Origin of the sequence: Mycobacterium heidelbergense (genome assembly GCF_010730745.1) — a bacterium.
Lineage (GTDB): Bacteria > Actinomycetota > Actinomycetes > Mycobacteriales > Mycobacteriaceae > Mycobacterium > Mycobacterium heidelbergense.
Genome location: NZ_AP022615.1, coordinates 4,458,971 through 4,481,659, shown reverse-complemented (window position 1 = coordinate 4,481,659; position 22,689 = coordinate 4,458,971). Strand labels below are relative to the sequence as shown.

The window sequence follows — 22,689 nt, the reverse complement described above, 5'->3', positions numbered from 1 at the left end:
AGTCACGACGCCGAAATCAGCCGACCGCGGCCGGCGTCTGGGAGGCGACGATCGCTTGTGCCACACCGGAAACGATGGCCGCCGCCTTCAGCGCCTCGAGGATGCCCTCGCGTCCCACGCCGGCCTCACGCAGCGTGTGCTCGTGGGCCACCATGCAGTGTGAGCACCCGTTGATCGACGACACCGCGAAGCACCAGAGCTCGAAATTCGCCTTGTCCACACCGGGATTGCCGATGATGTTCATCCGCAATCCCGGCCGCAGGTCGTCGTACCGGCCCTCGAGGAAGCCGCGGCCCCGGTAGAACACGTTGTTCATGCCCATGATGGACGCGGCTCCCAGCGCCGCCTGGTAGGCCTCACCCGACAGATGGTCGGCCGCTTCGGCGCCAATCTCGGCCAGCACCTGCGGGTTTCGCGTCGCCGCGGCGCTGGCCAGCAGCGTGCCCCACAGCTGCTCGGGGTTCAGCACGGTGCTGCGCGCGATCGAGCCCAGGTTGAGCTTGAGGTCCTTGGCGTATTCGGGCAGCGCGTCCTTGAGATTCTCGATGCTCATCACGACCCCCGGATCAGGCCGAGGCCTTGAGCAGCTCACCGGCGTCGATCGTCGGGTCGCCCTTGCGCCAGTTGCAGGCGCACAGCTCATCGGATTGCAGCGCGTCCAGCACGCGCAGCACCTCGTCGACGTTTCGACCCACGGAACCCGCGGTCGCGGAAACGAATTGGATTTCGTTGTTGGGGTCGACGATGAAGGTCACCCGGTCTGCGACGCCGTCGCCGTTGAGCACGCCGGTGGCCAGCGACAGCTCCCGCTTGATGTCCGAGAGCATCGGGAACGGCAACTGCTTGAGGTCCTCGTGCTGTGCGCGCCACTGGAAGTGGACGAATTCGCTGTCGATCGAGACTCCGAGGATCTGCGCGTCGCGGTCCTCGAACTCGTCGTTGAGCTTGCCGAACGCCGCGATCTCGGTGGGGCACACAAAGGTGAAGTCCTTCGGCCAGAAGAACACCACGCGCCACTTGCCCTCGTGGTCGTCGCTGGTGAGGGTGGTGAAGTAGTCGCCGGGTTGCTTGGCGTCGACCTTCGACAGGTCGCCACCGATCAGCGCGGTCAGCCGGTAGGCGGGGAATTGGTCGCCGATGGTCAGCAGGGACATGTCGCTCCTTGTTTGGATCTACTCAAGATTAGCTTTCTGTCACCATGATGCCGCGAACTCAGTCTGAAGTAAAAGTGATATTTCACACTATACTTATAGGCATGACCGATAAGATCTATCAGCCCACCGTTGCCGGGCTTCGCGCGTTCGTCGCGGTGGCCGAGAGGCAGCATTTCAGCGGCGCCGCAACGACTCTCGGCGTGAGCCAGTCGACCTTGTCGCAGGCGCTGGCGGCCCTGGAGGCGGGCCTGGGCACCCAGCTGGTCGAGAGGTCGACGCGGCGTGTCTTCTTGACAGCGGAGGGCGAACAGCTTCTGCCGCGCGCCCTGGCCGCGGTCGACGCGGTCGACGCGTTCACTGCCGCCGCGGCGGGCGCGTCGGATCCGCTGCAGGCCAGCATGCGCCTGGGTTTGATTCCCACCGTGGCGCCCTATGTGCTGCCGACCGTCCTGGCGGGGCTCGCCCGGCAACTGCCCTCGCTGACCTTGCGGGTGGTCGAGGACCAAACCGAACGGCTGCTGGCGGTCCTGCGCGACGGGGCGCTGGATGCGGCGCTGATCGCGTTGCCGGCCGATGCGGCCGGGGTGACCGCGATCCCGATCTACGACGAGGATTTCGTGCTCGCGCTGCCGCCCGAGCACCCGCTGTCGGGCAAACGTCGGGTGCCGGCGACGGCGCTGGCCGAGCTCCCGCTGCTGTTGTTGGACGAGGGCCACTGCCTGCGCGACCAGGCGCTGGACGTCTGCCACAAGGCCGGCGTGCGGGCGGAGCTCGCCAACACCCGCGCGGCCTCGCTGGCGACGGCGGTGCAGTGCGTCAGCGGCGGGCTGGGGGTAACGCTGATCCCGCAGAGCGCGGTGCCGGTCGAGGCCGCCAGGAGCCGGCTCGGGCTCGCGCGGTTCGCCGCACCCCGCCCGGGACGGCGGATCGGCCTGGTGTTTCGCTCGTCGAGCGGTCGCGACGAGTCCTACCGGCACCTGGCCGCGACGATCGGCGAATTGATCTGCGCCGAACACCAGGTACGCCCGGTCAGGTAGCCATCCGCCGACGGTAGGTTCGGCGTATGGAAAAGGTGATCGCCGTGCTGATGCGTCCCGACCCGGATGAAGGATGGTGCGCCCGGCAGCGGGGGCCGGTCGCCGACGCGCTGTTGGAGCTCGGCGTGGCCGGGCTCTCCGTCAATGTCCGCGACGACGCCGTGCGCCACTCACTGATGACGCTGACGACGCTGGACCCGCCGGTCGCCGCGGTGATCAGCCTGTGGACCCAACAGTGCTACGGCGACCAAACCGCGTCGGCGCTGAAGCTGCTCGCGGCCGAGTGTGAGCAGCTCGCCGCCTACCTGGTGACGGAATCGGTTCCGTTGAGCGCGCCCGCGGTCGAGTCCGGCGCTCGCACACCGGGTTTGGCCAACGTCGCGTTGCTTCGCCGGCCCGCCGGTCTGGACCAGCCGACGTGGCTGAACCGGTGGCAGCGCGACCACACGTCGGTGGCCATCGAGACCCAGTCGACGTTCGGCTACACCCAGAACTGGGTGGTGCGAACCCTCACCCCCGACGCACCGGGAATCGCGGGCATCGTCGAGGAGTTGTTCCCCACGGAGGCGATCACCGATCTGAAAGCGTTCTTCGGTGCCGCCGACGACAACGATCTGCAAAGCCGGATAAGCCAGATGGTCGCCAGCACAACCGCGTTCGGCGCCAACGAGAACATCGACACCGTGCCCACCAGCCGCTACGTCTTCAGGACGCCGTTCGAAGAGTGAGGAACCCGCATGACGGCACTGCGCGACGCCGTGGCACTGGCGGCGGCGGAAAGCGGCCTGGCGGTGGTGTCCACCGTGCGCGCCGACGCGACGGTGCAGGCCTCGCTGGTCAACGTCGGCCTGCTGGCGCACCCGGCAACCGGTGAGCCGGCGCTGGGGTTCACCACGTACGGCAAGGTCAAGCTGGCCAACCTGCGGGCGAGGCCGCAGATAGCCGTGACATTCCGCGGCGGATGGCGGTGGGCCACCGCCGAGGGCCGCGCGGAGCTGGCCGGCCCGGACGACCCGCAGCCCTGGCTGAAGGGCGCCGACCAGTTGCGGCTGTTGCTGCGCGAGGTCTTCACCGCCGCCGGCGGCACCCATGACGACTGGGGCGAGTACGACCGGGTGATGGCCGAGGAGCGGCGAGCGGTCGTGTTGATCGCGCCGGCCCGCGTCTACGGCAACGGCTGAACCCGAGGGCGTTAGGCTGCAGCCGTGACGCTGCAGATCGACGACAAGAATCGGGTGCGCACCCTCACCCTCAACCGGCCCGAGGCGCTGAACGCATTCAACGAAGCCCTCTACGACGCGACCGCGGAGGCGCTGTTGGCCGCCGCCGACGATCCGGAGGTCGCCGTGGTCCTGCTGACCGGCGCCGGCCGGGGCTTCAGCGCGGGCACGGATCTCGCCGAGATGCAGGCGCGCATCACGGATCCGGACTTCACGCCGGGAAAGCACGGCTTCATCGGGCTGATCGACGCGCTCGCCGCGTTTCCCAAGCCGCTGATCTGTGCGGTCAACGGCGTCGGCGTGGGGATCGGCGCCACCATCCTCGGCTACGCCGATCTGGCGTTCATGTCGTCGACGGCCCGCCTGAAGTGCCCCTTCACCAGCCTGGGCGTCGCACCCGAGGCGGCGTCGTCGTATCTGCTGCCGCAGCTGGTCGGCCGGCAAAACGCCGCCTGGCTGTTGATGTCCTCGGAATGGGTCGGCGCCGACGAGGCGTTGCGGATGGGCCTGGTCTGGCGGGTCTGCGATCCGGAGGAGCTGCTGCCGGAGGCCCGCCGGCATGCCGAAATCCTTGCGGCGCGGCCGATCTCGAGCCTGATGGCCGTCAAGCACACGATGGTGGAACCGATCCGTCCCGAGATCGCCGCGGCGAGCGCGCGGGAAAACGCCCACTTCGCCGAGCTGATGGGCGCCCAGGCCAACGCCGCGGCGCTGGCGGACTTCAACACGCGGCGCTGACCGGCTATCGCGAGGGGGTGGACTCGAATTCGTGCGCGGCGGCGATGATCGCGCGGAGCGTGCGCCGGCAACGCCCGCAATCGCCGCCGGCCCCACAGGCCGCGGCGACCTCTTTCGACGTGGACGCGCCCCGCGCGACGGCGTCGGACACCGTCTGGTTGGTGGCCCCCACACAGAGGCACACGTACATCAGGACACCCCCCGCACGCGCGAATGAGCCGAGCGAACAAGCCGCATAGTTAGTAGAGTCTAACCTAAGTTGGTTAGTGGAGTCTAACCTAACCAGGCGGCGCCATCCGGTCGGGGAACGCACTGAGCCCAGCCAAACCTTGCTGGAAGATTCGAAAGCGGCGTGGCAAAGTGCTGCTGTTAGCCCAGGAAAGCCCAGCACCGTGGGCTCCAGCCCAGCCCGCCTGCCGCGCTCAGACATGACGCCTTCACACCATAGGAGTGATCATGCAAGGTGATCCGGACGTTTTGCGCCTGCTCAACGAGCAACTGACCAGCGAACTCACCGCTATCAACCAGTATTTCCTGCATTCCAAGATGCAGGAGAACTGGGGCTTTACCGAGCTGGCCGAGCACACCCGCGCGGAGTCCTTCGACGAAATGCGCCACGCCGAGGAGATCACCGATCGCATCCTGCTGCTCGACGGGTTGCCAAACTACCAGCGCCTCTTCTCGTTACGCGTCGGCCAGACGCTGCGCGAGCAGTTCGAGGCCGACCTGGCCATCGAATACGAGGTGGTGGAGCGGCTGAAGCCGGGAATCATCATGTGCCGGGAAAAGCAGGACAGCACCAGCGCCGTCCTGCTGGAGAAGATCGTGGCCGACGAGGAAAAGCACATCGACTACCTGGAGACCCAATTGGAGTTGATGGAAAAGCTGGGGGAGGAACTGTACTCGGCCCAATGCGTATCGCGGCCTCCGAGCTGACACTCGCGCGCGGGTCGGCGGGGTAGCGCCCGGGGCCCGCCGCGCGAGGGTCCGCGTGCCGGGCACCCGTAGCATCGGACGCCGACGGAAGGGCACGCATGACGAGCGCGATGACAGCGGCGACCCCCGGCGCCCCGGCCGCCGGCGGCGCACCGATCAGCCCGCAACGCCGCAACCTGATCTTCGTCGCCATCGTGCTCGGCATGCTGCTCGCGGCGTTGGACCAGACCATCGTCGCGACCGCGCTGCCGACCATCGTCGCCGACCTGGGCGACGCCGGGCATCAATCCTGGGTCGTCACCAGCTACCTACTCGCGTCGACGATCGTCACGGCGCTGGTCGGCAAGCTGGGGGACGTGTTCGGCCGCAAGCGGGTGTTCCAGGCCGCCGTGGTCTTCTTCGTCGTCGGGTCCGTGTTGTGCGGGCTCGCCCAGTCGATGGCCATGCTGGTGGGGGCCCGCGCCCTGCAGGGGATCGGCGGCGGCGGCATCACCGTCACGGCCAGCGCCTTGATCGGTGAGGTCGTCCCGCTGCGGGAACGGGGCCGCTACCAGGGCATCCTGGGCGCGGTCTTCGGCGTCACGACGGTCATCGGCCCACTGCTGGGCGGCTATTTCACCGACTACCTGACCTGGCGGTGGGCGTTCTGGGTGAACGTGCCGGTCTCGGTGGCCGTCATTGTGGTTGCGGCCGTGGCGATCCCGGCGCTCGCGGCGTCGAGCAAGCCGGTGATCGACTACGCCGGCATCGCGTTCGTCGGCCTCGGTGCGGCCGGCCTGACGCTGGCCACCAGCTGGGGCGGCACCCTGTACCCGTGGGGTTCGGCGACGATCATCGGGTTGTTCGTCGGCGCCGCGGCGGCGCTCTGCGCCTTCGTGTGGATGGAAAGCCGTGCCGTCGAGCCGATCCTGCCCACCCGGTTGTTCCGGAGCCCGGTGTTCACCGTGTGCTGCGTGCTGTCCTTCGTGGTCGGCTTCGCGATGTTGGGCGCGATGACCTTTCTGCCCACCTACATGCAGTACGTGGATGGGGTCTCGGCGACCACCTCGGGCCTGCGGACGCTGCCTATGGTGGTCGGGATGCTGATCACCTCGACGGGCAGCGGCACCGTCGTCGGCCACACCGGCCGCTACAAGGTGTTTCCGGTGGCCGGCACGGCGCTGATGGCGCTCGCCTTTCTGCTGATGTCGCGGATGGACCCGTCGACGTCGGCCCTGCTGCAATCGGCCTACCTGATCATCCTGGGCGCCGGCATCGGGCTGTCCATGCAGGTGCTGGTCCTCATCGTGCAGAACACGTCGAACTTCGAGGACCTCGGCGTGGCCACCTCAGGCGTGACGTTCTTCCGCACGATCGGAAGTTCTTTCGGCGCCGCGATTTTCGGCTCGCTGTTCGTGAACTTCCTGAACGGTAGGTTGGGCCCGGCGCTGGCGGCCAGCGGCGCGCCCCCGGCCGCCGTCAGCTCGCCGGGGGCCCTGCACCGGCAGCCGCACAACGTGGCCGCGCCCATCGTGGCGGCCTACGCCGACTCGCTGACCCAGGTCTTCTTGTGGGCGGCGCCGGTCGCCGTGGTCGGGTTTGTGTTGGCATTGTTCCTGCGCGAGGTCCCGCTGCGGGACATTCACAACAGCGCGGTCGATCTCGGCGACGGGTTCGGGATGCCGACCACCGACAGTCCGGAACGGCTGCTGGAGAACGCCATTGCGCGCATGCTGCGCGGCGACACCGGCATGCGACTGCGCAGCATCGCGATGCGGCCCGATTGCCGGCTCGACGTCGCCGGGTTGTGGGGCGTCCTGCGCATCAACCGCTATCGGGAGATGTACGGGGTGGCCCGGCTCACCGACATGGGTGAATACCTGCGGGTCCCGTTCGAGGTGCTCGAGCCCACCTTCGCCCGCCTGGTCGCCGCCGGCTACGCGCAGCGCGACGGCGACGAGATGTGGCTGACCCCGGCCGGGGCCCAGCAGGTCGCCTACGTGCACTCGCTGCTGTTGGCCTGGCTGGTCGACAAGCTGGCCCGGTCGCCCGGCTTCGAAGGCCGACCCGACCGTCGCCAGGTGCAGGCCGCGCTCGAACGCGTCGCGCATCGGGTTCTGGCCCAACGCGATTGGTACGACGAGCCGCCGACCGCGGCCATCGCGGCGGCGGGTCCGCGGGCCGGGCGTACCATCACGCCATGAGCCGAATCGGAACATTCGCTGACGACGACATCTACAGCTGGGCCACGAAGTCCCCTGACCTCGGCGGCGCGATCGCCAACTTCAGCCAGGCGGTCTACACCAAGAACCGGCTGCCCATGCGCACCCGGGAACTGGCGCGGGCGGTGATCGCCCATGACAACGAATGCATCGTGTGCGTGAACACCCGCGACGCCGACGGGCCCGCGGCGGGCGTGGACGAGGAGCTCTATGAGCACGCGCTCGAGTGGCGCACCTGGCCCGGGTACAGCGAACAGGAGCGGCTGGCGGCCGAGTTCGCGCACCGCTTCGGCACCGAGCACACCAAGCTGCGCGACGACGAAGACTTCTGGAGCCGGTGCAACGAGCATTTCTCCGAGGAGCTGCTCGCCGACCTCGCCATGTCGTGCGCCCTGTGGGTCGGCATGGGGCGGATGCTGCGCACCCTCGACATCGGCCAGGCCTGCAAGCTGACCCTGCCCAGCCGCGCATAGCCGCCACCCGCCGCGTTGTTCGGCGGCCCGGCGCCGCAGCAGAATGGCTGCCATGACAGCCACTCCGCTCGCGGCCGCCGCGATAGCCCAACTAGAGGCCGAGGGCGTCGACACCGTCATCGGCACCGTCGTCAACCCCGCCGGGCTCACGCAGGCCAAGACGGTGCCGATCCGGCGGACCAACACGTTCGCCGATCCCGGCCTGGGCGCCAGCCCGTCGTGGCATGCGTTCGCGATTGACCAGAGCGGCATCGCGTTTACCGACGACGTCGGCGTGGTGGGTGATCAGCGCCTGCGCATCGACCTGTCGGCGTTGCGCATGATCGGCGACGGTGTGGCATGGGCGCCCGCGACGTTCTTCGAACAGGACGGCACACCGGTTCCCGCGTGCGCCCGCGGAACGCTGAGCCGGGTCGAGGCCGCGCTCGATAAGGCCGGCATCGAGGCGGCGATCGGTCACGAAGTCGAGTTTCTTCTCGTCGGTCCGGAGGGCGGCCGGTTGCCGACGGCGCTCTGGGCGCAGTACGGCCTCGCCGGCGTGCTCGAGCACGAGGCGTTCGTCCGCGATGTCAACACCGCGGCCGCGACGGCCGGCGTCGCGATCGAGCAGTTTCACCCCGAATATGGGGCCAACCAGTTCGAGATTTCGCTGGCCCCGCTATCCCCGGTGGCCGCCGCCGACCAATTGGTGCTGACCCGAATCATCATCGGCCGCGCGGCCCGCCGCCACGGGCTGCGCGTCAGCCTGTCCCCGGCGCCGTTCGCCGGCGGCGTCGGATCCGGTGCCCACCAACACTTCTCGCTCACCACGCCCGAAGGGCCGCTGTTTTCCGGCGGAACCGGCGCGGCGGGCATGACGCCGGCGGGGGAGAGCGCGGTGGCGGGGGTGATCGGCGGGCTGCCCGAGGCCCAGGGCGTCCTGTGTGGGTCGATCGTGTCCGGCTTGCGGCTGCGGCCGGGTAACTGGGCCGGGGTGTATGCCTGCTGGGGCACCGAGAACCGGGAGGCGGCGGTGCGATTCGTCAAGGGCGGCCCCGGTAGTCCGCACGGCGGCAACGCCGAAGTGAAAGTCGTTGACCCGTCGGCGAACCCGTATCTGGCGTCCGCGGCCATCCTCGGGCTGGCCCTGGACGGGATCCAACGCGAAGCGGCACTACCGCCCGAGACGACGCTGGACCCAGCCAAACTGACCGATTCGGACCGCGACAGCGCCGGCATTCTGCGCCTGCCCGACGATCAAGCGAAAGCCATTGCCGCACTGGATGGTTCTGCGCTCCTGCGGAGCATCCTCGGCGATCCCGTCGTCGACATGGTGGTCGCGGTCCGTCGCCTGGAGCACGAGCGCTACGGCGACCTCGCGCCCGAGGAGCTGGCGGACAAGTTCCGGATGGCCTGGAGCCTGTGACCGACTCCTCCGCCTTGGCGCGGCACATCGACGACGTGGCATTGATCGACCAGCATGTGCACGGATGTTGGGTGGCGGCGGGGGACAAGCGCCGTTTCGAGAACGCGTTGAACGAGGGCAATACCGAACCGCTCGCCGACTTCGACTCCGGGTTCGATTCGCAACTCGGCTTCGCCCTGCGAACCCATTGCAGCCCCCTCCTGGGATTGCCCAAACACGTCGACCCGCAACGGTATTGGGAACGTCGCAGCCAACTCGGCGAAGCCGAACTGGCCCGCCTGTTCCTGCCGGCCGCCAAGGTAAGCGACTGGCTGGTGGACACCGGGATCGGCGCCGAGACAACGGATGTCCCCGCGTTGGCTGACCTGTCCGGCAACCGCACGCACGAGGTCGTCCGTCTCGAGCAGGTGGCCGAGCAGGCCGCGCGCATGTCGGGCGACTACGCCTCGGCGTTCGAGGAGATCCTCTGGCGACGCGCGGCCACCGCGGTCGGCACCAAGTCCATCCTGGCCTACCGCGGCGGGTTCGCCGGCGACCTGACCGAGCCACCGGCGTCGCAGGTTGCCGAGGCCGCCAGCCGGTGGCGGGACGGCGGCGGGACCCGGCTGCGCGACCGGGTGCTGCTGCGTTTCGGGCTGCACCAGGCACTTCGGCTCGGCAAGCCGCTGCAATTCCACGTCGGCTTCGGAGACCGGGACTGCGACCTGTACCAGGCCAATCCGCTTCTCCTGCTCGATTTTTTGCGACAATCCGCGGACACGCCGATCGTGCTGCTGCACTGTTATCCCTACGAGCGGGAAGCCGGATATCTGGCGCAGGCGTTCAACAACGTCTATCTCGACGGCGGGTTGAGCGTGAACCATCTCGGGGCCCGGGCACCGGCGTTCATCGCCCGGCTGCTGGAGACGGCGCCCTTCCATAAGATCCTCTACTCATCGGACGGCTTCGGTCCCGCGGAATTGCATTTTCTCGGAGCGACCTTGTGGCGCAGGGGGATCCACCGCGTGTTGGCCGAATTCGTCGCCAACGGTGACTGGAGCGAGAACGACGCCGTCCGGGTGGTCGACCTGATTGCCCACGGCAACGCCGCGCGCATCTATCGCATCTGACGCCGGGGTCACGTTCCGGCGGTGGCTAAGGGGGCTGCAACGGGATGAACCGCCGCAACTTGCCGCTGGCCCGGTGGCGCTGCAGGCTGTCGGTCACCCGGATCCGGATCGCCGGCTCGGACAGCCCGTACCGCCGCAACGCGGCCACCAGCGAGGGCATCAGAACCTCCACGTCCGGATTCCCCACGACCACGATGTCGGCTCCCGCGGCGGTCTGCGCGACCTGATATTCCGATATGCGGGGATCGGTGCCCAGGACATGACGAAACGCGGCCGCCGGCACCGTCGTTGCGCCGTAACGGAAGTCGTCGTCGCGGCGCCCACCGATGTCGGCGACGCGCGCGAAGACGCTGCCGCACGCGCACTCGCCCGGCAGCGGCATGACTTGATCGCCAAGGTCGTAGCGAATGAAGGGGAAGGTCCGGTTGGCCAGCCCGGTGGCCAGCGTCCGCGCCGCCGGCTCGTCGGGACCGACCGGGTTGCCGCCGTCGTCGACGCGCTCGAGGATGACCTCGTCCTCGCAGACGTGCAGTCCCCGGTCGCGTCCGCAGCCCACCGCCTGGATCCCGATTTCGGTGGAGCCCCATACGTTATGGATCGCCGGGTCCCACGCCTCGCGGATCGCTCGCCGGTCCTCGTCGAGCAGCGGCTCGGAGTTGGTGCTCACCCGCACCGGCTCGATCCGGAGCTCCCCGGCCAGGGCCGCGCGGGCAAGCCGCCCGATCACCGTCGAATAGCCCACCAGGTGGGTGGGCCGCGCGGCCGCCACGGCCGCAAGCACCTCGTCGAACGGCGCGCCCGCGGCGATCACCACCGTCTCCATGCCCGGGACGGTCGGCACATCGAACAACGGCGTGCTGGCGTGCGGCGGAACACCGGCCTCCAGCACCGCCAGCCGGGCGGCGGGCGCGACCGTCGCGCCGCGGAGTTCCTCTCGCGCCTGCGTTCGCCAGGCCAGGCAGGCCACCGAGACGAAGAAATGCCAATCCCAGGCGTAGACGCCGCGCACGCCGCTGGAGCCGCCCGAACTGAAGATCTGCTCACCGCCCGCGGTATACGAAAACCATTGCTGCTCGGCAAGAATGCGTTCGGCGCGGTGGCGGTCGAGGCCGGGCGACGTGACGATGGCGTCCCACCGCTCCTGGGCGTCCCGCTTCGTCATCGCCGGCAGCGACGCCAGGTCGGCGACCGACGCGCGGGACGCGTCGAGCCCCCGCAGCCGCCGGGCGTGAAACGGCGACCGTTCCTGCGCGAAGGCGAGCAGGGATCGCAGGCGGTAATTCTGGTACCGCTCAATCCGCTGGCGGGACCAGTCCAGCCGGGTGACGTGGTCTTCGAGACGGGCCCGCACCGCGCCGAGATGCGCCGCCCGCATCCGCTCGTAGGCCGCCCGCGGCATCTTTGCCTCCCGATCGTTGGCCATTTCGCCGCCGTCGTGTCCGACAACGGCAACACTGTATCCGTTGCGGACCTTCACCGACGGAACGATCCGAGGGAGCATGAACGACCTGTGTCACATGCCGGCCCACGAGCTGGTGCATTCGATGTCGTCCGGCGCCGTGTCCTGCAGGGAGGTCATGCACGCGCATCTGCGGCGGATCGAGGCCGTCAATCCCGCGCTCAACGCGCTGGTGGAGGCCGCCGATCCGGAGCAGTGCCTAAAGCTGGCCGCCCAGGCCGACGAGCGTGCCGCCCATGGCGATCCGTTGGGCGCGGCACACGGACTGCCGGTGGTCATCAAGGACGTCATGCGGGTGGCCGGATTGGCCAGTTCCGGCGGCAGCCGCGCGCTGCGCGCGGTGGCCGACGTCGACGCGACGGCGGTGGCACGGCTGCGCGCGGCGGGCGCGATCGTGCTCGGGTTGACCAACGTCCCCGAATTGGGCCGAGGCGGCGAATCGAACAACAACCTTTACGGCCGCACCAACAATCCCTACGACCTGTCCAGGACGCCCGGCGGAAGCAGCGGCGGTTCGGCCGCGCTCGTCGCCGCGGGGGGCGCGGCGCTCAGCGTCGGCACGGACGAGGGCGGCAGCATCCGGCAACCGTGCCACAACACCGGCATTGCCGGGCTCAAGCCGTCGCGCGGCCGGATTCCGCGAACGGGCAACGTTTTTGGCGACACCCCGGGCATTTTCGGCCCGTTCTGCAACTACGGCCCGCTGGCGCGGTCGGTGCCGGACCTCTTCCTGGGCCTGTCGATCATGGGCGGGCCCGATCTGCTGGACCCGTACGCCGTGCCGGCCCCGCTGGGCGATCCCGACGAGATCGACGTGCGTGCCCTGCGGGTGGCCACCTATCTCGACGACGGCATCTCTGCGCCCAGCGACGAGGTCGGCGCGGTGGTCACGGCCGCCGCCGAGGCGATAGGGGAGGTGGCCGCCGCCGTGCGGCACGCCGCCCCAGCCTGCCTCGGTCGCACCGTGGAGCTGCTGTGGACATCGGTGTTCCTGGGCGGCGACCGCGGGCGAGGATTCGAAGCCGACCTGCGCGCACTGGGCGTCACGGATCCCTCCGAAGAGCTGGCCGAGTTCCTCACCCAGGCACGCAAAATCGAATTCTCGTTGACCGAGGCTCGTAGCCGCCTGGTCGACATCGACCGCTATCGCATCGAAATGCTGTCGTTCATGGCCGATTACGACGTCATCGTGTGCCCGGCGATGCCCACCCCGGCCAAGCCGCATCGCCACGGCCTGATCGAGGTCGGCGATTTCTCGCACCTGATGGTGCACAACCTGACCGGATTTCCCGCCGCGGTCGTGCGCTGCGGAACCTCCGCGGACGGGTTGCCCATCGGTGTCCAGGTCGTCGCCCGGCCGTGGCAGGACGCGACGGCGATCGCCGTCGCGGGTCACCTGGAGAGGGTGTTCGGCGGGTGGCGGCCTCCGCCGCTGGTCGTCAACGGCGGCCCGTAAGGGAACCGACGCGCGGAGTCACCCTTTGTCTTTGCGCAAAAGTCCCGTGATGCCGGCCACGAACAGCGCGGTCAGCGCCCAGCTGGTCAATTTCAGCAGGTTGAGCAGGAAGCTCAGCCACGTGGCCCGGATGGTCCAGCCGGAAGCGGCATTGCCCACGGTGGCGGGAAGCAGCGCGGACAGCGTATAGCTGATCGGCCTGAAGGGCGCTTCGGTGGGAGGTGGATTCCGCGTCTGGTGCAGGTACGCGACCGCGGCGCTGTTGGTGGCGTCACGATTTTGGACGAAGTCGTCGCGATTCCACGCAACGGTGACGCTGCCGATGAGGACGATGACGGCGATCCACACTCCGGCGAGCAGCGGGTAGTAGCCGTGCCCTACCACCGCGCCGTAGACGCTTCGCAAAACCCTTGTCGGCCAAGGCGATTGCCGGGTGACCTTATTCGCCGCCGCGACCCGCAATCGTCGCGCGCTCGCGGGGTCGCCATTGCGCTCATAGACCGCCGCCAACGCGTGCCAGGGCTGAGCGGACGTCTCCCGGGTACTCGCCAACCATCGCCGCGCCGCGGCCGAGTTGTCTCGCAGCGGGCCATGGATGTCGGTAACCTCCCACCCGGTCGCGACGAACGGCTTTGGCGGATTCTCCTCGGTGACCAAGTCGCCGATCACCGTTCGGTAGAGCCGAACGACACCCTCGACGTCTACCTGTTCGAGTATCAGCCGCTTGACGGAGGCCGCCTCCAGGTTGAGCGCGTTGCCACCGGGATTGCGCACGGTGGCCCTGCGCAGGCTGAGGCCCCCGCCGACGCGGACCGAATGGGCGCGAACCTGACCGTCGACGGTAAAGCCGTCGTCGGCGAACATCTCGCCGTTGATCTCGGTGTTGTCGAGGCCCAGCGCGTTGCCGCCGGGGTTGCGCAGAGTCGCCCCCGCGAGGTCGAGGTTCCCGCCGATGCGGGCCCGGATGGCGCGGACCTCGCCGTCCGCCGTGAATCGATCCTTGGCGGACACATCGCCACCGATGTTGGCCCAGTTGAGGGACAGCGCCTCGCCACCGGGATGGGACAGGTTCGCGCCATCGAGGGTGAGGTTGGCACCGATGCGGGCTCTCGGGAAACGCACCCCGCCCTCGGCGGTGAAGCCGTCGCTGGCGAACACCTCGTCGCTGATGTCGGCGCCGTCGAGCGAGAGCGCGTCGCCGCCGCGATTGCGCAGGGTCGCCCCATTCAGGTTGACCTGCCCACCGATACGGGCTCCGACGGCGCGGACCTCGCCCTCGGTTGTGAAACCTTCGCCGGCGAAGATGCCGCCGCGGATGTCGGCGCCGTCGAGAGCGAGCGCGTTGCCACCGGGATTGCGCAAGGTGGCCCCGTCGAGGATCAGTTGGCCCCCAATGTGGACCCCGATGGCGCGGACCTCGCCGTGAACGGTGAAACCTTCGCCTGCCTGTACGTCGCCGGTGATTGCCGCCTGGTCGAACAACAACCGTTCGGTGTGACTGCCCGCGAAACTGAGTTCCTTGACCTCGGCCCCGCTGAGATCGACACCAACGTCCAATGCGCAACTCACGAGGTGCAGCGGGTGAGGGAACGTGATATTCGCGAGATCCAAGCCGTCGCGGATGCGAACGGCGCGAATGCGCAATCCCCGCGGATCTACGGCCAATTCGCGATCGGTGAGAACCCGACGCAGCGCCGCGGCCGGAAGGCAATGCTCCACGGGCCATCTCGCGCCGTCGGCGGGGTCAACGGGCTTCCCGTCGGTCGGATCAAAGACGGCACCGGCACGAGCCGCCTTGCTCAACCGAAAAACCCACCACTCCACATCCGCCGCAGTGTCGGCCGCACCGGTGGTCGTCATCGCACAATTGTGACGCACGCCGGCCGAAACAGCTATCACGGCGACGATTCATCGCGAGGAAGGTTCGGCCGAGCCAACGAAGGCGAACCTTTAGATCAGCCCCGTCGCGTCGAAAACCCATGAGGTGTCAGCGTCTTTCAGGCCTTCGAAGTGATTCGGGGGCGCGAAGCTGACGAGGCTGTTCATGTCCCAATAGTCCTTCCACACCGAAACCTTGGCCTCATCGCCGTCGAAGACGACCTTGTGGACGGTGACGAATCTCAGCACGCCCCGCTCGCCCGACGTGAAAGTCCAAGTCTCCGAGTGCTCGTAGAGGACGTCGGAGCCATTGGACACCAGCACGCCGTCGTGGTTCTCGTAGCCCGCCAACGGCTCGAGCCCCATCTTCAGGCGTTTGACGATGTCGTCCGGGCCGCGCGCCGACAACGCCGGAACCGGCATGTCGACGTAGAGGCAGTCCGGCGACAAGAACGTCTTGACCGCATCCCAATCCCGCCGCGAGAGCGCCCGCCACAGCCCTAGCACGACGTCCTCGACCGCGACCGCAGAAGCATCTGTCATAGCGGCCAATAAACCCGGTTGCCGCACCGGTGTCAACCACGCGATCGCCCGGTCCGGACCCTAGGCGTCGAGCGGAGCCATCGACCGCGCTGGCCCCAAGGTCACCGGCAGCGTCGACCAACCGCGCAGCACCCGCGTGTCCCGCCTACTGCCGGCGCCCGCCACCCGCGCCTCGGGAAAACGGTCGAAGAAGGCGCGCAGCCCGACCTCGCCCTCGGCGCGCGCAAGGGCGGCGCCCAGGCAGAAGTGCCGGCCCCCGGAGAACGCGAGATGCCTTCCCGCGTTTGGTCTTTCGATGTCGAAGCGGTGCGCATCGGGGAACACCGACGGATCCCGATTGGCGGCGGCCAGATAGATGACGACCAGCTCGCCGCGCCGGATCCGCATGCCCGCCACCTCGACGTCTTTGAGCGCCACCCGCGCGGTGAGCTGCACCGGTGACTCCAGCCGCAAGATCTCTTCGACGGCGTTGGGCCACAATTCGGGACGTCGGCGCAGCGTGTCCAGATGCTCGGGCGCGTCCAGCAGCATGCGAATCCCGTTGCCCAACAGGTTTACCGTGGTCTCGAACCCGGCGGCCAGCACCAGGCCGGCGATGGCCTGCAGCTCGGTCTCGTTCAGATGCGTTTCGGCGGAGCCGCTTTCGGCCGTCTGGATCAGCTGGCTCATCAGGTTGTCGCTCGGGGCGCGGCGCAGTTCCCGCAGGTGGCCGGCGAGCCAGACGTTGAATCCGGCGATACCGTCCTGCACGCTCCGGTACTGCCGCCACGGCAACCCGATGTCCAGGCTCGGCGCGGCCAGTTCACCGAATTCGAGGACGCGCCTTCGGTCTTGCTCGGGCACGCCCAAGATGTCGCTGATGATCGCGACCGGAAGCTGCGAGCAATACCGTCCGACGATGTCGACGACAACGGAGGCATCGGCCTGCCGGGACAGCTGGTCCAGGAGATTGACCGCGGTCTGCTCGACCCGGTCGCGCAACGCGGCGACGGCCCGCGGCGTGAACACCGCCGATACCGTCTTGCGGTAGCGGGTGTGGTCCGGCGGCTCGACGGCCAGCAACGACGGTTCGCGCAGCGGGTGCAGGAGATCGTCGCGGGTGCGGCGCTCGAGCCAGCGCACCGGTGCCGGCAGATTCGAGCCCATGTTCACCACTCGAAAGTCGTCGGACCGCAGCAGCTCATGGGCCAGCGCGTGGTCGGTCGTCACATAGTTGACGCGACCATGCACCAACGGGCCCCGGGCCCGCAGTTGGTCGTAAAACGGCACCGGATCGGCGGCGACCGTCGGATCGGCGATCAACCTGGCCTGCAATTCACCCCGCCGCATACCGATCGCCGCGACGCCGCGGACGAAACCGTGCATCGCGAGCCAGTGCAGTCGCTCCTTCACCGGTCCTCCATCGGGAAAGTGGTCGTGACCCAGCGTAGGCCCGACCCGTGAAGGGTGCTCAGCACTCGGCGGTGATCTTGAAGTCCGTCGTCACCACCTTGTTGGGATTGCTGCTGTTGATGCCGTAGGCGCTGCCGGTGATGGTGTACGCATCGTTGGTGACGTCGACGCGCGCGTCTCCCACCCCGCCGTGCCAGAAGCTGCCGGTGAACCCGTCGACGTTACGGATCTTCACCCATTGCGGGACGACCCGGTAGCCGTCGAGCCGTACCACCGCCTCGACCTGGCCCTTCTCGTCGCGGATGTTGATGGTCCGATACGACTGGATCTGGCTGCACGCGGGACGAGGCGCCGCGTGTGTGGCGCCGTCAATGGTGAGATGCGCGGCTTTTTGCGCCGTCGGTCCGGCCTGCGCGCACCCTGCGACGCTGGCCCCGGCTATCAGGGCGAAACCAACTGTGAACAACCGGTTTTGCACCGGGTTACCTCCTTTACTGCCGCTTGGGCATCAATGCGGGTAGGGATTTGACGATCCGACCCCGCACGAACTCCGGGCTCAGACCCTTGAGCAGGTCGATCACGCGAATGCTCTTGGGCACATACCAATGCAACCGCCTCGGGTTGTGGTAGGCCTGCCATGCCGCCTCTGCCACGCTCGTCGCGGGCATCAGCCGGAACATGCCCCTCCTGGGCGCGCGGGCGCGGATCTCCTCGGCGGACATCGTCGGCCCCGCATCGTCGGAGTGGTTGGTGGTGGTGCGGAGGATACCCGTGTCGATCAGGCCCGGCAGCACGTCGGCGACCCGCACACCGTGTCGCTGCCATTCCACGCTGAGGGCCTCGGTCAGCCCCTTAACCGCATGCTTGGTCGACGAGTAGACCGCGATCCTTGGCATGCCGTAGGTGCCCGAGGACGACGACGTCGAGAACATCAAACTGCCGGGACTTTTCTTGAGATAGGGCAGTGCGGCATACGCGCCGGTCAACACCGCCTTGAAGTTCACGTCGACGACGCGCATCGCGGCGTCGTAGGGCACGTCCTCGAACCAGCCCGATTCGCCGATGCCGGCGTTGTTCCACATCATGTCTAGCCCGCCGCCGGTATTGCCGGCACAAAAGTCGGCCAGGGCGCCGTCCAGCGCGGCCTTATCGGTCACATCGACGGCCCGGGTCCACAGCCGATCGTCACCCAGCTCCCGTTTCAGTGTCACCAGGCCGTCGTCGTTGCGGTCGACCGCGCCGACCCGCCAACCGTTGGCATGGAAGAGCTTCGCTCCCTCGCGGCCCATGCCGCTGCCCGCGCCGGTGACGAAGACCGATTTCACCAGGCCTCAGCCCGCCTCGACCACGTCTTTGATGCGGTTCAGCGTTTTGGTCATGTCGCGGACGTTGCGTCGCTTGCGTAGAAAGCCACCGAACAGCCAATACACGCCGAGCCATGGCGCCGGGTTGAGCCGAAACGACTCGGTGACGTCGGTGCCGCCACCGGACGGCGCCAATCGGTAATGCCAGTTGTTCACCGGCCTGTCGCCGAGCATCACCGCGAACCCGAATTCACGGCCGGGCTCGCACGCGGTCACCTCGCACGTCGTCCAGTACACCGGCCCCAGCTCATTGCGCCGGACGTGGCCGCGGAACTTAGCGCCCAGCGCCGGGCCGGTCGCGTCGCCCAGCCACTCCGCCTCAAACACTTCTGGAGAGAACCGTCCGGTGTTGCGAACGTCCGCGATGAGATCCCAGATCTTGTCCGCGGGCGCCGCCATATGAACAGTCGCCGAACCTTCCATGGCCTGATCCAAACACAGCTTCGCGCTCGGTCATAGACCCATAGGGGTCACAGACGCCGATATTCATTAATGCGGCACGGCCGCCTGAATGAGCCCGTTGATGATCTGCTTGATGCCCTGCGCCGGGTGCGAATACCACGCGAGAGGAAGACCCGAGGCCGAACCGCACTTCGGCCACGGCTCCAGTCCCTCCTCCGCGAAGAGGCGGTTGGCCACCGCGATCTGTTGCTCCCGGGACGCGTCCGCGGGGTTGCCGACGCCGCCGTATCGGGCCCACGTGCTCGGCTTGAATTGCAGCCCACCGTATTCGCCGTTTCCGGTGTTGGCGTGCCAGTTGCCGCCGGACTCGCATTGCGCGACGGCGTCCCAGTTCGGGGTTGTGGGGGCGGCGTTGGCCACACCGGCTGACGAGGTCAGCGACGCTGCAACCAACCCACCGACCATTACGGACTCGGCGAGAGGTTTGCAGAGTTTTCTCATGTCCAGCATTTCGCCGGGCGTGTCCGAAGCGTTACCTATTCGAAAATGTCGCGAGATAACCGAGATACGCCGTCTACCAGCGAAATTGGTTTCACCGACGACCGAATGGGAGCTTTAGAAATTGGTGAGAAATAATTAAGTCAGCCCTGGCAATACCACCCGATTCGCCGATGAGGGGGATCGGGTGGTAAGGGCCGCAGTGAGCGGGCTTAGCCGCCGCCGCCCGCGGTGGCACCCAAGGCGCCCTGCAGATCGGGCTTCATGGCGTTGAGCTGGGCTCCCCAGTACTCCCAGCTGTGCGTGCCGTTGGCGTTGAAGTTGAACACGGCGTTGTGGCCGCCGGCCGCGTTGTAGGCGTCCTGGAACTTCAGGTTGCTGCTGCGCACGAAGTTTTCCAGGAACTCGGCGGGCATGTTGGCCCCGCCCAGCTCCGACGGTGTGCCGTTACCGCAGTAGACCCACAGGCGGGTGTTGTTGCCGACCAGCTTGCCGATCTGAATCGTCGGGTCGTTGCGCTGCCAGGCGGGGTCGCTCGACGGGCCCCACATGGCGTCGGGCTTGTAGCCTCCGGCGTCACCCATGGCGAGTCCGATCAGCGACGGCCCCATCCCCGAAGACGGGTCCATGAGGGCCGACAGCGACCCGGCGTAGATGAACTGTCCCGGGTGGTAGGCCGCGAGGATCATCGCCGACGAACCGGACATCGAGATGCCGATCGCGGCGCTGCCGTTGGGCTTGACGCTCCGGTTGGAGGACAGCCATTGTGGCAGTTCGCTGGTCAGGAAGGTTTCCCACTTGTAGGTGGAACAGCCGGCCTTGCCGCAGGCCGGGCCATACCAGTCGGCGTAGAAGCTGGACTGCCCGCCGACGGGCATGATGATCGACAGGCCGGACTTGTAGTACCACTCGAACGCGGGGGTGTTGATGTCCCAGCCGTTGTAGTCGTCCTGGGCCCGCAGCCCGTCGAGCAGGTACACCGCCGGGGAGCCGTCGCCGCCGCTCTGGAATTGGACCTTGATGTTGCGCCCCATTCCAGCGGATGGCACCTGCAGGTATTCGACCGGCAGACCCGGGCGCGAGAACGCCCCCGCGGTCGCCGCGCCACCGGCAAGACCGATCAGGCCGGGCAGGGTGACAGCCGCTGCCGCACCGACCAAAAGCCGGCGCCCCCAGGCCCGGATCTTCTCGCTCACGTCTGTCATGCCGGCGCCCCTTGTCGTTAGATCGTTAGATCGTGGTGCTCTCGGCTGGAATTTACCGCGTGAATACGCCAAATGTCGATTGGGACGCGAAGACGTCTCGGTCTTGTATCGGTTTTCGCGGCGAGTTTCGTAACTCGGATAACGCGACGCAATGTCACGCGGCCTCCCACACCACACGGGTGGCCGTGCGGTGCCACCGCGTCACCTGCGGGTTTGGGGCGGCGCGCCTTCGCGCGGGACCACCGAATTGGCGGGCCGGCGCCGACGGCTGGGGCGCGATTCGGCGCTTGGCCACTCGCCGCCTGTGAGTTTCACGGGGATTTCGTACCGGGGCAGCCGAACTTGCACAGACCGCGTAGGCTCTCACGGAGCAAGCCGATGGGGACCACGCTATCCCGGTCCGTTCCGGCCCTCACGAAACCGCCGCGCAACGAGCTTGTGGTGCGCGACAGTGCGGCTGAGGGCGCCGGCGGTCCGGGACCGATTGAGGTGCGAGTTTGGATACGGTACTAGGGCTATCACTGACGCCGGCCACCGTCGGGTGGGTCCTCGCTGAGGGGCACGACGCAGAAGGCACCATCCTGGACCATCACGAGCTGGGCTTGCGCGCCGGCCGTGGCGCGGGCGCCGCGAGTACCGCGGAAAACGTGGCGGGCGAGGTATTGCGGGTGGACGCGCTCGCGGCCGCAAGCGATCACCGGCTGCGCGTCATCGGGCTGACCTGGAGCGACGACGCGTCGGCGCAGGCGGCACTGCTGTTGGAGGCGCTGACCGACGCGGGTTTCGACAACGTCGTGCCGGTCCGGTTGCTCGAGGCGGTCGAGACCCTGGCCCGGGCCATCGCCCCCGTCATCGGTCACGAGCAGACCGCGGTCTGCGTCCTCGAGCACGAGTGGTCCACGGTCGTCATGGTCGACACCCACGACGGCGAGACGCAAACGGCCACCAAGCAGGTGCGGGGCGGCTTCGACGGGCTGACGTGCTGGCTGAGCGGGATGTTCGAGCGGGATGGGTGGCGGCCGGGCGGAGTGGTTGTCGTCGGCGCGGACAGCGAAATCAATGGACTCTCCTGGCAGCTCGAAAAGACCTTGCCGGTACCGGTTTTCGCGCAGACCATGGCCCAGGTGACCATCGCACGGGGCGCGGCGCTGGCCGCGGCTCGAAGCACCGAGTTCACCGACGATCAGCTGGTGGCGCAGATCAGCGAACCCGCCGCCGTCGCGGCCGCGCCGCCGCCCCGGAAGAAGCTGTCCTACGCCGGGGCCGCGACCGCATTGGCCGCCGGTGCGATCACGTTCGTCTCGTCGCTATCGCTCGCCGTGGGTATCCAGCTCGCTCCGGACAGCCAGCCCGCTCCGGCAAAGCGGGTCGTGCACGCGCCGACGCCACAAGTGGCCCAGGCCGTCGCCCCGCCGGCGCGGGCGCCGATTGCGCCCCAGCCGAACGCGGCCGCCGGGGAACCGGCCGCCGAAGCCGGCGCGCCGGGGGAGCGGGACGGCGCTCCCGCCGATCAGCAGCCCGACCCGAACGGCCGACAGCCTTACTTGACGAGGGTGCTCGAGCACATACCCGGCGACGCCGGTGAGTCAGCGGACGACCCGGCGCCGCGCGGTCCGACCCCCTAGCGGCGCCGGCTCGCGTCAGAACCGGCCGCCCGCAACGCGGTCGCCCTTGGCGTGAACCGCGGTGAAAGACACCGACACCTCGTCGGCGACCCGCACCGAGCCCATCAGCAACGAGTAGGGCTTGACGCCGTAATCGCTTTGCCGAACTTTGGATTCGGCGGACATTCGCCACGCGTGCCCCAGATCCTCTGTGCGCAGGGCGATTACGTGCTCCCGGGATCTTCCACGGATCCGCAGCGTCCCGGTGAGCCGGTACCCGTCGTCGGTCATGTCGATGGCGTCTGCGGTAAAGCGGATCTCGGGATAGCGGCCGGCGTCCAGTGACCTCAACGCGTTCGACTTCACCAGGGCCTTCTCCGGCGCGGACAGCCCCTTGACCCCGCCCTCGCCGCGCAGCACCTCGAGGGACCCGACCTCGACGGCCAGCACGGCGCCAACGGGTTCGGCGTCCTTCCAGCTCACGGTGGCCCGCCAGCACGTCACGGCGATGGTGAGCTGGTGGCCCATCCGCGCCGCCCTGCCCGTGACGCCGGTGCGGATCAACAACTCGCCGTCGGAGGCGTTCAGGCTCCAGCTGTCGGTCACAGACCGACT

General features: G+C 68.2%; 25 protein-coding genes. 12 read left to right on the top strand and 13 right to left on the bottom strand.

Annotated features, from left to right (window positions below):
- Positions 1 to 16 precede the first annotated feature (16 nt).
- Together G6N25_RS21010 and G6N25_RS21005 are read right to left on the bottom strand one after the other, a co-directional pair.
- A complete protein-coding gene (locus G6N25_RS21010) occupies positions 17 to 553 on the bottom strand; it encodes an alkyl hydroperoxide reductase (RefSeq protein WP_083075679.1) in 537 nt (178 codons plus the stop codon).
- Between the two features lie 13 nt (positions 554 to 566).
- On the bottom strand, positions 567 to 1,154 hold the full coding sequence (locus G6N25_RS21005) for a peroxiredoxin (protein ID WP_083075680.1): 588 nt from the start codon (positions 1,152 to 1,154) through the stop codon (positions 567 to 569).
- A gap of 101 nt (positions 1,155 to 1,255) precedes the next feature.
- Here G6N25_RS21005 and G6N25_RS21000 point away from each other — a divergent pair, with 101 nt between their 5' ends.
- The 4 genes from G6N25_RS21000 to G6N25_RS20985 are packed head-to-tail and all read left to right on the top strand — an operon-like array spanning position 1,256 to position 4,149.
- Entirely contained in the window at positions 1,256 to 2,191 is a 936-nt protein-coding gene (locus G6N25_RS21000) for a hydrogen peroxide-inducible genes activator (RefSeq protein ID WP_083075682.1), read from the top strand.
- A gap of 26 nt (positions 2,192 to 2,217) precedes the next feature.
- Positions 2,218 to 2,919 carry a hypothetical protein gene (locus G6N25_RS20995; protein ID WP_083075683.1) on the top strand — a complete coding sequence of 234 codons (702 nt, stop codon included), beginning with the start codon at positions 2,218 to 2,220 and terminating at the stop codon, positions 2,917 to 2,919.
- Positions 2,920 to 2,928: 9 nt separating this feature from the next.
- A complete protein-coding gene (locus tag G6N25_RS20990) occupies positions 2,929 to 3,372 on the top strand; it encodes a TIGR03618 family F420-dependent PPOX class oxidoreductase (RefSeq protein WP_083075685.1) in 444 nt (147 codons plus the stop codon).
- 24 nt (positions 3,373 to 3,396) lie between these two features.
- Positions 3,397 to 4,149, top strand: coding sequence for an enoyl-CoA hydratase/isomerase family protein (locus G6N25_RS20985; protein WP_083075687.1), 753 nt, complete (start codon positions 3,397 to 3,399; stop codon positions 4,147 to 4,149).
- Between the two features lie 4 nt (positions 4,150 to 4,153).
- Here the strand turns inward: G6N25_RS20985 and G6N25_RS20980 are convergent, their stop codons facing one another.
- Positions 4,154 to 4,339 (bottom strand): (2Fe-2S)-binding protein, encoded by a 186-nt coding sequence (locus G6N25_RS20980; RefSeq protein ID WP_083075688.1) that lies wholly within the window; start codon positions 4,337 to 4,339, stop codon positions 4,154 to 4,156.
- 266 nt (positions 4,340 to 4,605) lie between these two features.
- On the opposite strand from G6N25_RS20980, the gene bfr reads away from it, so the two are divergent.
- The 5 genes from bfr (at position 4,606) to G6N25_RS20955 (ending at position 10,273) form a co-directional block, all read left to right on the top strand.
- Entirely contained in the window at positions 4,606 to 5,085 is a 480-nt protein-coding gene (bfr, locus tag G6N25_RS20975; protein WP_083075717.1) for a bacterioferritin, read from the top strand.
- A 110-nt stretch (positions 5,086 to 5,195) separates the two neighbouring features.
- Positions 5,196 to 7,268: an MDR family MFS transporter gene (locus G6N25_RS20970; RefSeq protein WP_083075718.1), complete on the top strand. Its 2,073-nt coding sequence runs from the start codon at positions 5,196 to 5,198 to the stop codon at positions 7,266 to 7,268.
- On the top strand, positions 7,265 to 7,759 hold the full coding sequence (locus G6N25_RS20965; protein WP_083075690.1) for a carboxymuconolactone decarboxylase family protein: 495 nt from the start codon (positions 7,265 to 7,267) through the stop codon (positions 7,757 to 7,759). Before G6N25_RS20970 ends, G6N25_RS20965 begins: the two co-directional genes overlap by 4 nt.
- Before the next feature lie 52 nt (positions 7,760 to 7,811).
- A complete protein-coding gene (locus G6N25_RS20960) occupies positions 7,812 to 9,164 on the top strand; it encodes a type I glutamate--ammonia ligase (RefSeq protein ID WP_083075692.1) in 1,353 nt (450 codons plus the stop codon).
- Complete coding sequence (locus G6N25_RS20955) at positions 9,161 to 10,273, top strand: amidohydrolase family protein (protein WP_083075693.1); 1,113 nt, start codon at positions 9,161 to 9,163, stop codon at positions 10,271 to 10,273. Before G6N25_RS20960 ends, G6N25_RS20955 begins: the two co-directional genes overlap by 4 nt.
- Positions 10,274 to 10,298: 25 nt before the next feature.
- On the opposite strand, the gene G6N25_RS20950 is transcribed toward G6N25_RS20955, so the two are convergent.
- Entirely contained in the window at positions 10,299 to 11,696 is a 1,398-nt protein-coding gene (locus G6N25_RS20950; RefSeq protein WP_083075720.1) for a phenylacetate--CoA ligase family protein, read from the bottom strand.
- 76 nt (positions 11,697 to 11,772) lie between these two features.
- Between G6N25_RS20950 and G6N25_RS20945 the strand changes: the two genes are divergently transcribed.
- Positions 11,773 to 13,188 (top strand): amidase, encoded by a 1,416-nt coding sequence (locus G6N25_RS20945; protein ID WP_083075695.1) that lies wholly within the window; start codon positions 11,773 to 11,775, stop codon positions 13,186 to 13,188.
- An 18-nt stretch (positions 13,189 to 13,206) separates the two neighbouring features.
- Here G6N25_RS20945 and G6N25_RS20940 read toward each other — a convergent pair whose 3' ends face one another.
- Positions 13,207 to 14,550: a hypothetical protein gene (locus G6N25_RS20940; RefSeq protein ID WP_232065875.1), complete on the bottom strand. Its 1,344-nt coding sequence runs from the start codon at positions 14,548 to 14,550 to the stop codon at positions 13,207 to 13,209.
- A gap of 21 nt (positions 14,551 to 14,571) precedes the next feature.
- On the opposite strand from G6N25_RS20940, the gene G6N25_RS24015 reads away from it, so the two are divergent.
- Positions 14,572 to 15,171: a hypothetical protein gene (locus tag G6N25_RS24015; protein WP_232065874.1), complete on the top strand. Its 600-nt coding sequence runs from the start codon at positions 14,572 to 14,574 to the stop codon at positions 15,169 to 15,171.
- On the opposite strand, the gene G6N25_RS20935 is transcribed toward G6N25_RS24015, so the two are convergent.
- The 7 genes from G6N25_RS20935 to ag85B form a co-directional block, all read right to left on the bottom strand.
- Positions 15,139 to 15,609, bottom strand: coding sequence for a limonene-1,2-epoxide hydrolase family protein (locus tag G6N25_RS20935; protein WP_083075698.1), 471 nt, complete (start codon positions 15,607 to 15,609; stop codon positions 15,139 to 15,141). The two genes, G6N25_RS24015 and G6N25_RS20935, sit on opposite strands and share 33 nt — an antisense overlap.
- A gap of 60 nt (positions 15,610 to 15,669) precedes the next feature.
- On the bottom strand, positions 15,670 to 17,001 hold the full coding sequence (locus G6N25_RS20930; RefSeq protein ID WP_083075700.1) for a cytochrome P450: 1,332 nt from the start codon (positions 16,999 to 17,001) through the stop codon (positions 15,670 to 15,672).
- Positions 17,002 to 17,059: 58 nt separating this feature from the next.
- Entirely contained in the window at positions 17,060 to 17,479 is a 420-nt protein-coding gene (locus G6N25_RS20925; protein ID WP_083075701.1) for a lipoprotein LpqH, read from the bottom strand.
- Positions 17,480 to 17,492: 13 nt separating this feature from the next.
- Positions 17,493 to 18,326 (bottom strand): SDR family oxidoreductase, encoded by an 834-nt coding sequence (locus G6N25_RS20920; protein WP_083075702.1) that lies wholly within the window; start codon positions 18,324 to 18,326, stop codon positions 17,493 to 17,495.
- 6 nt (positions 18,327 to 18,332) lie between these two features.
- Entirely contained in the window at positions 18,333 to 18,806 is a 474-nt protein-coding gene (locus G6N25_RS20915) for an SRPBCC family protein (protein ID WP_179961736.1), read from the bottom strand.
- Positions 18,807 to 18,854: 48 nt separating this feature from the next.
- On the bottom strand, positions 18,855 to 19,277 hold the full coding sequence (gene rpfC / locus G6N25_RS20910) for a resuscitation-promoting factor RpfC (protein WP_232065873.1): 423 nt from the start codon (positions 19,275 to 19,277) through the stop codon (positions 18,855 to 18,857).
- Between the two features lie 200 nt (positions 19,278 to 19,477).
- Positions 19,478 to 20,470 carry a diacylglycerol acyltransferase/mycolyltransferase Ag85B gene (ag85B, locus tag G6N25_RS20905; RefSeq protein ID WP_083075704.1) on the bottom strand — a complete coding sequence of 331 codons (993 nt, stop codon included), beginning with the start codon at positions 20,468 to 20,470 and terminating at the stop codon, positions 19,478 to 19,480.
- Between the two features lie 497 nt (positions 20,471 to 20,967).
- On the opposite strand from ag85B, the gene G6N25_RS20900 reads away from it, so the two are divergent.
- Positions 20,968 to 22,095, top strand: a complete 1,128-nt coding sequence (locus G6N25_RS20900; protein ID WP_083075705.1) for a DUF7159 family protein — start codon at positions 20,968 to 20,970, stop codon at positions 22,093 to 22,095.
- Positions 22,096 to 22,110: 15 nt separating this feature from the next.
- On the opposite strand, the gene G6N25_RS20895 is transcribed toward G6N25_RS20900, so the two are convergent.
- Positions 22,111 to 22,680 (bottom strand): YceI family protein, encoded by a 570-nt coding sequence (locus G6N25_RS20895; RefSeq protein WP_083075706.1) that lies wholly within the window; start codon positions 22,678 to 22,680, stop codon positions 22,111 to 22,113.
- Positions 22,681 to 22,689: the final 9 nt, after the last annotated feature.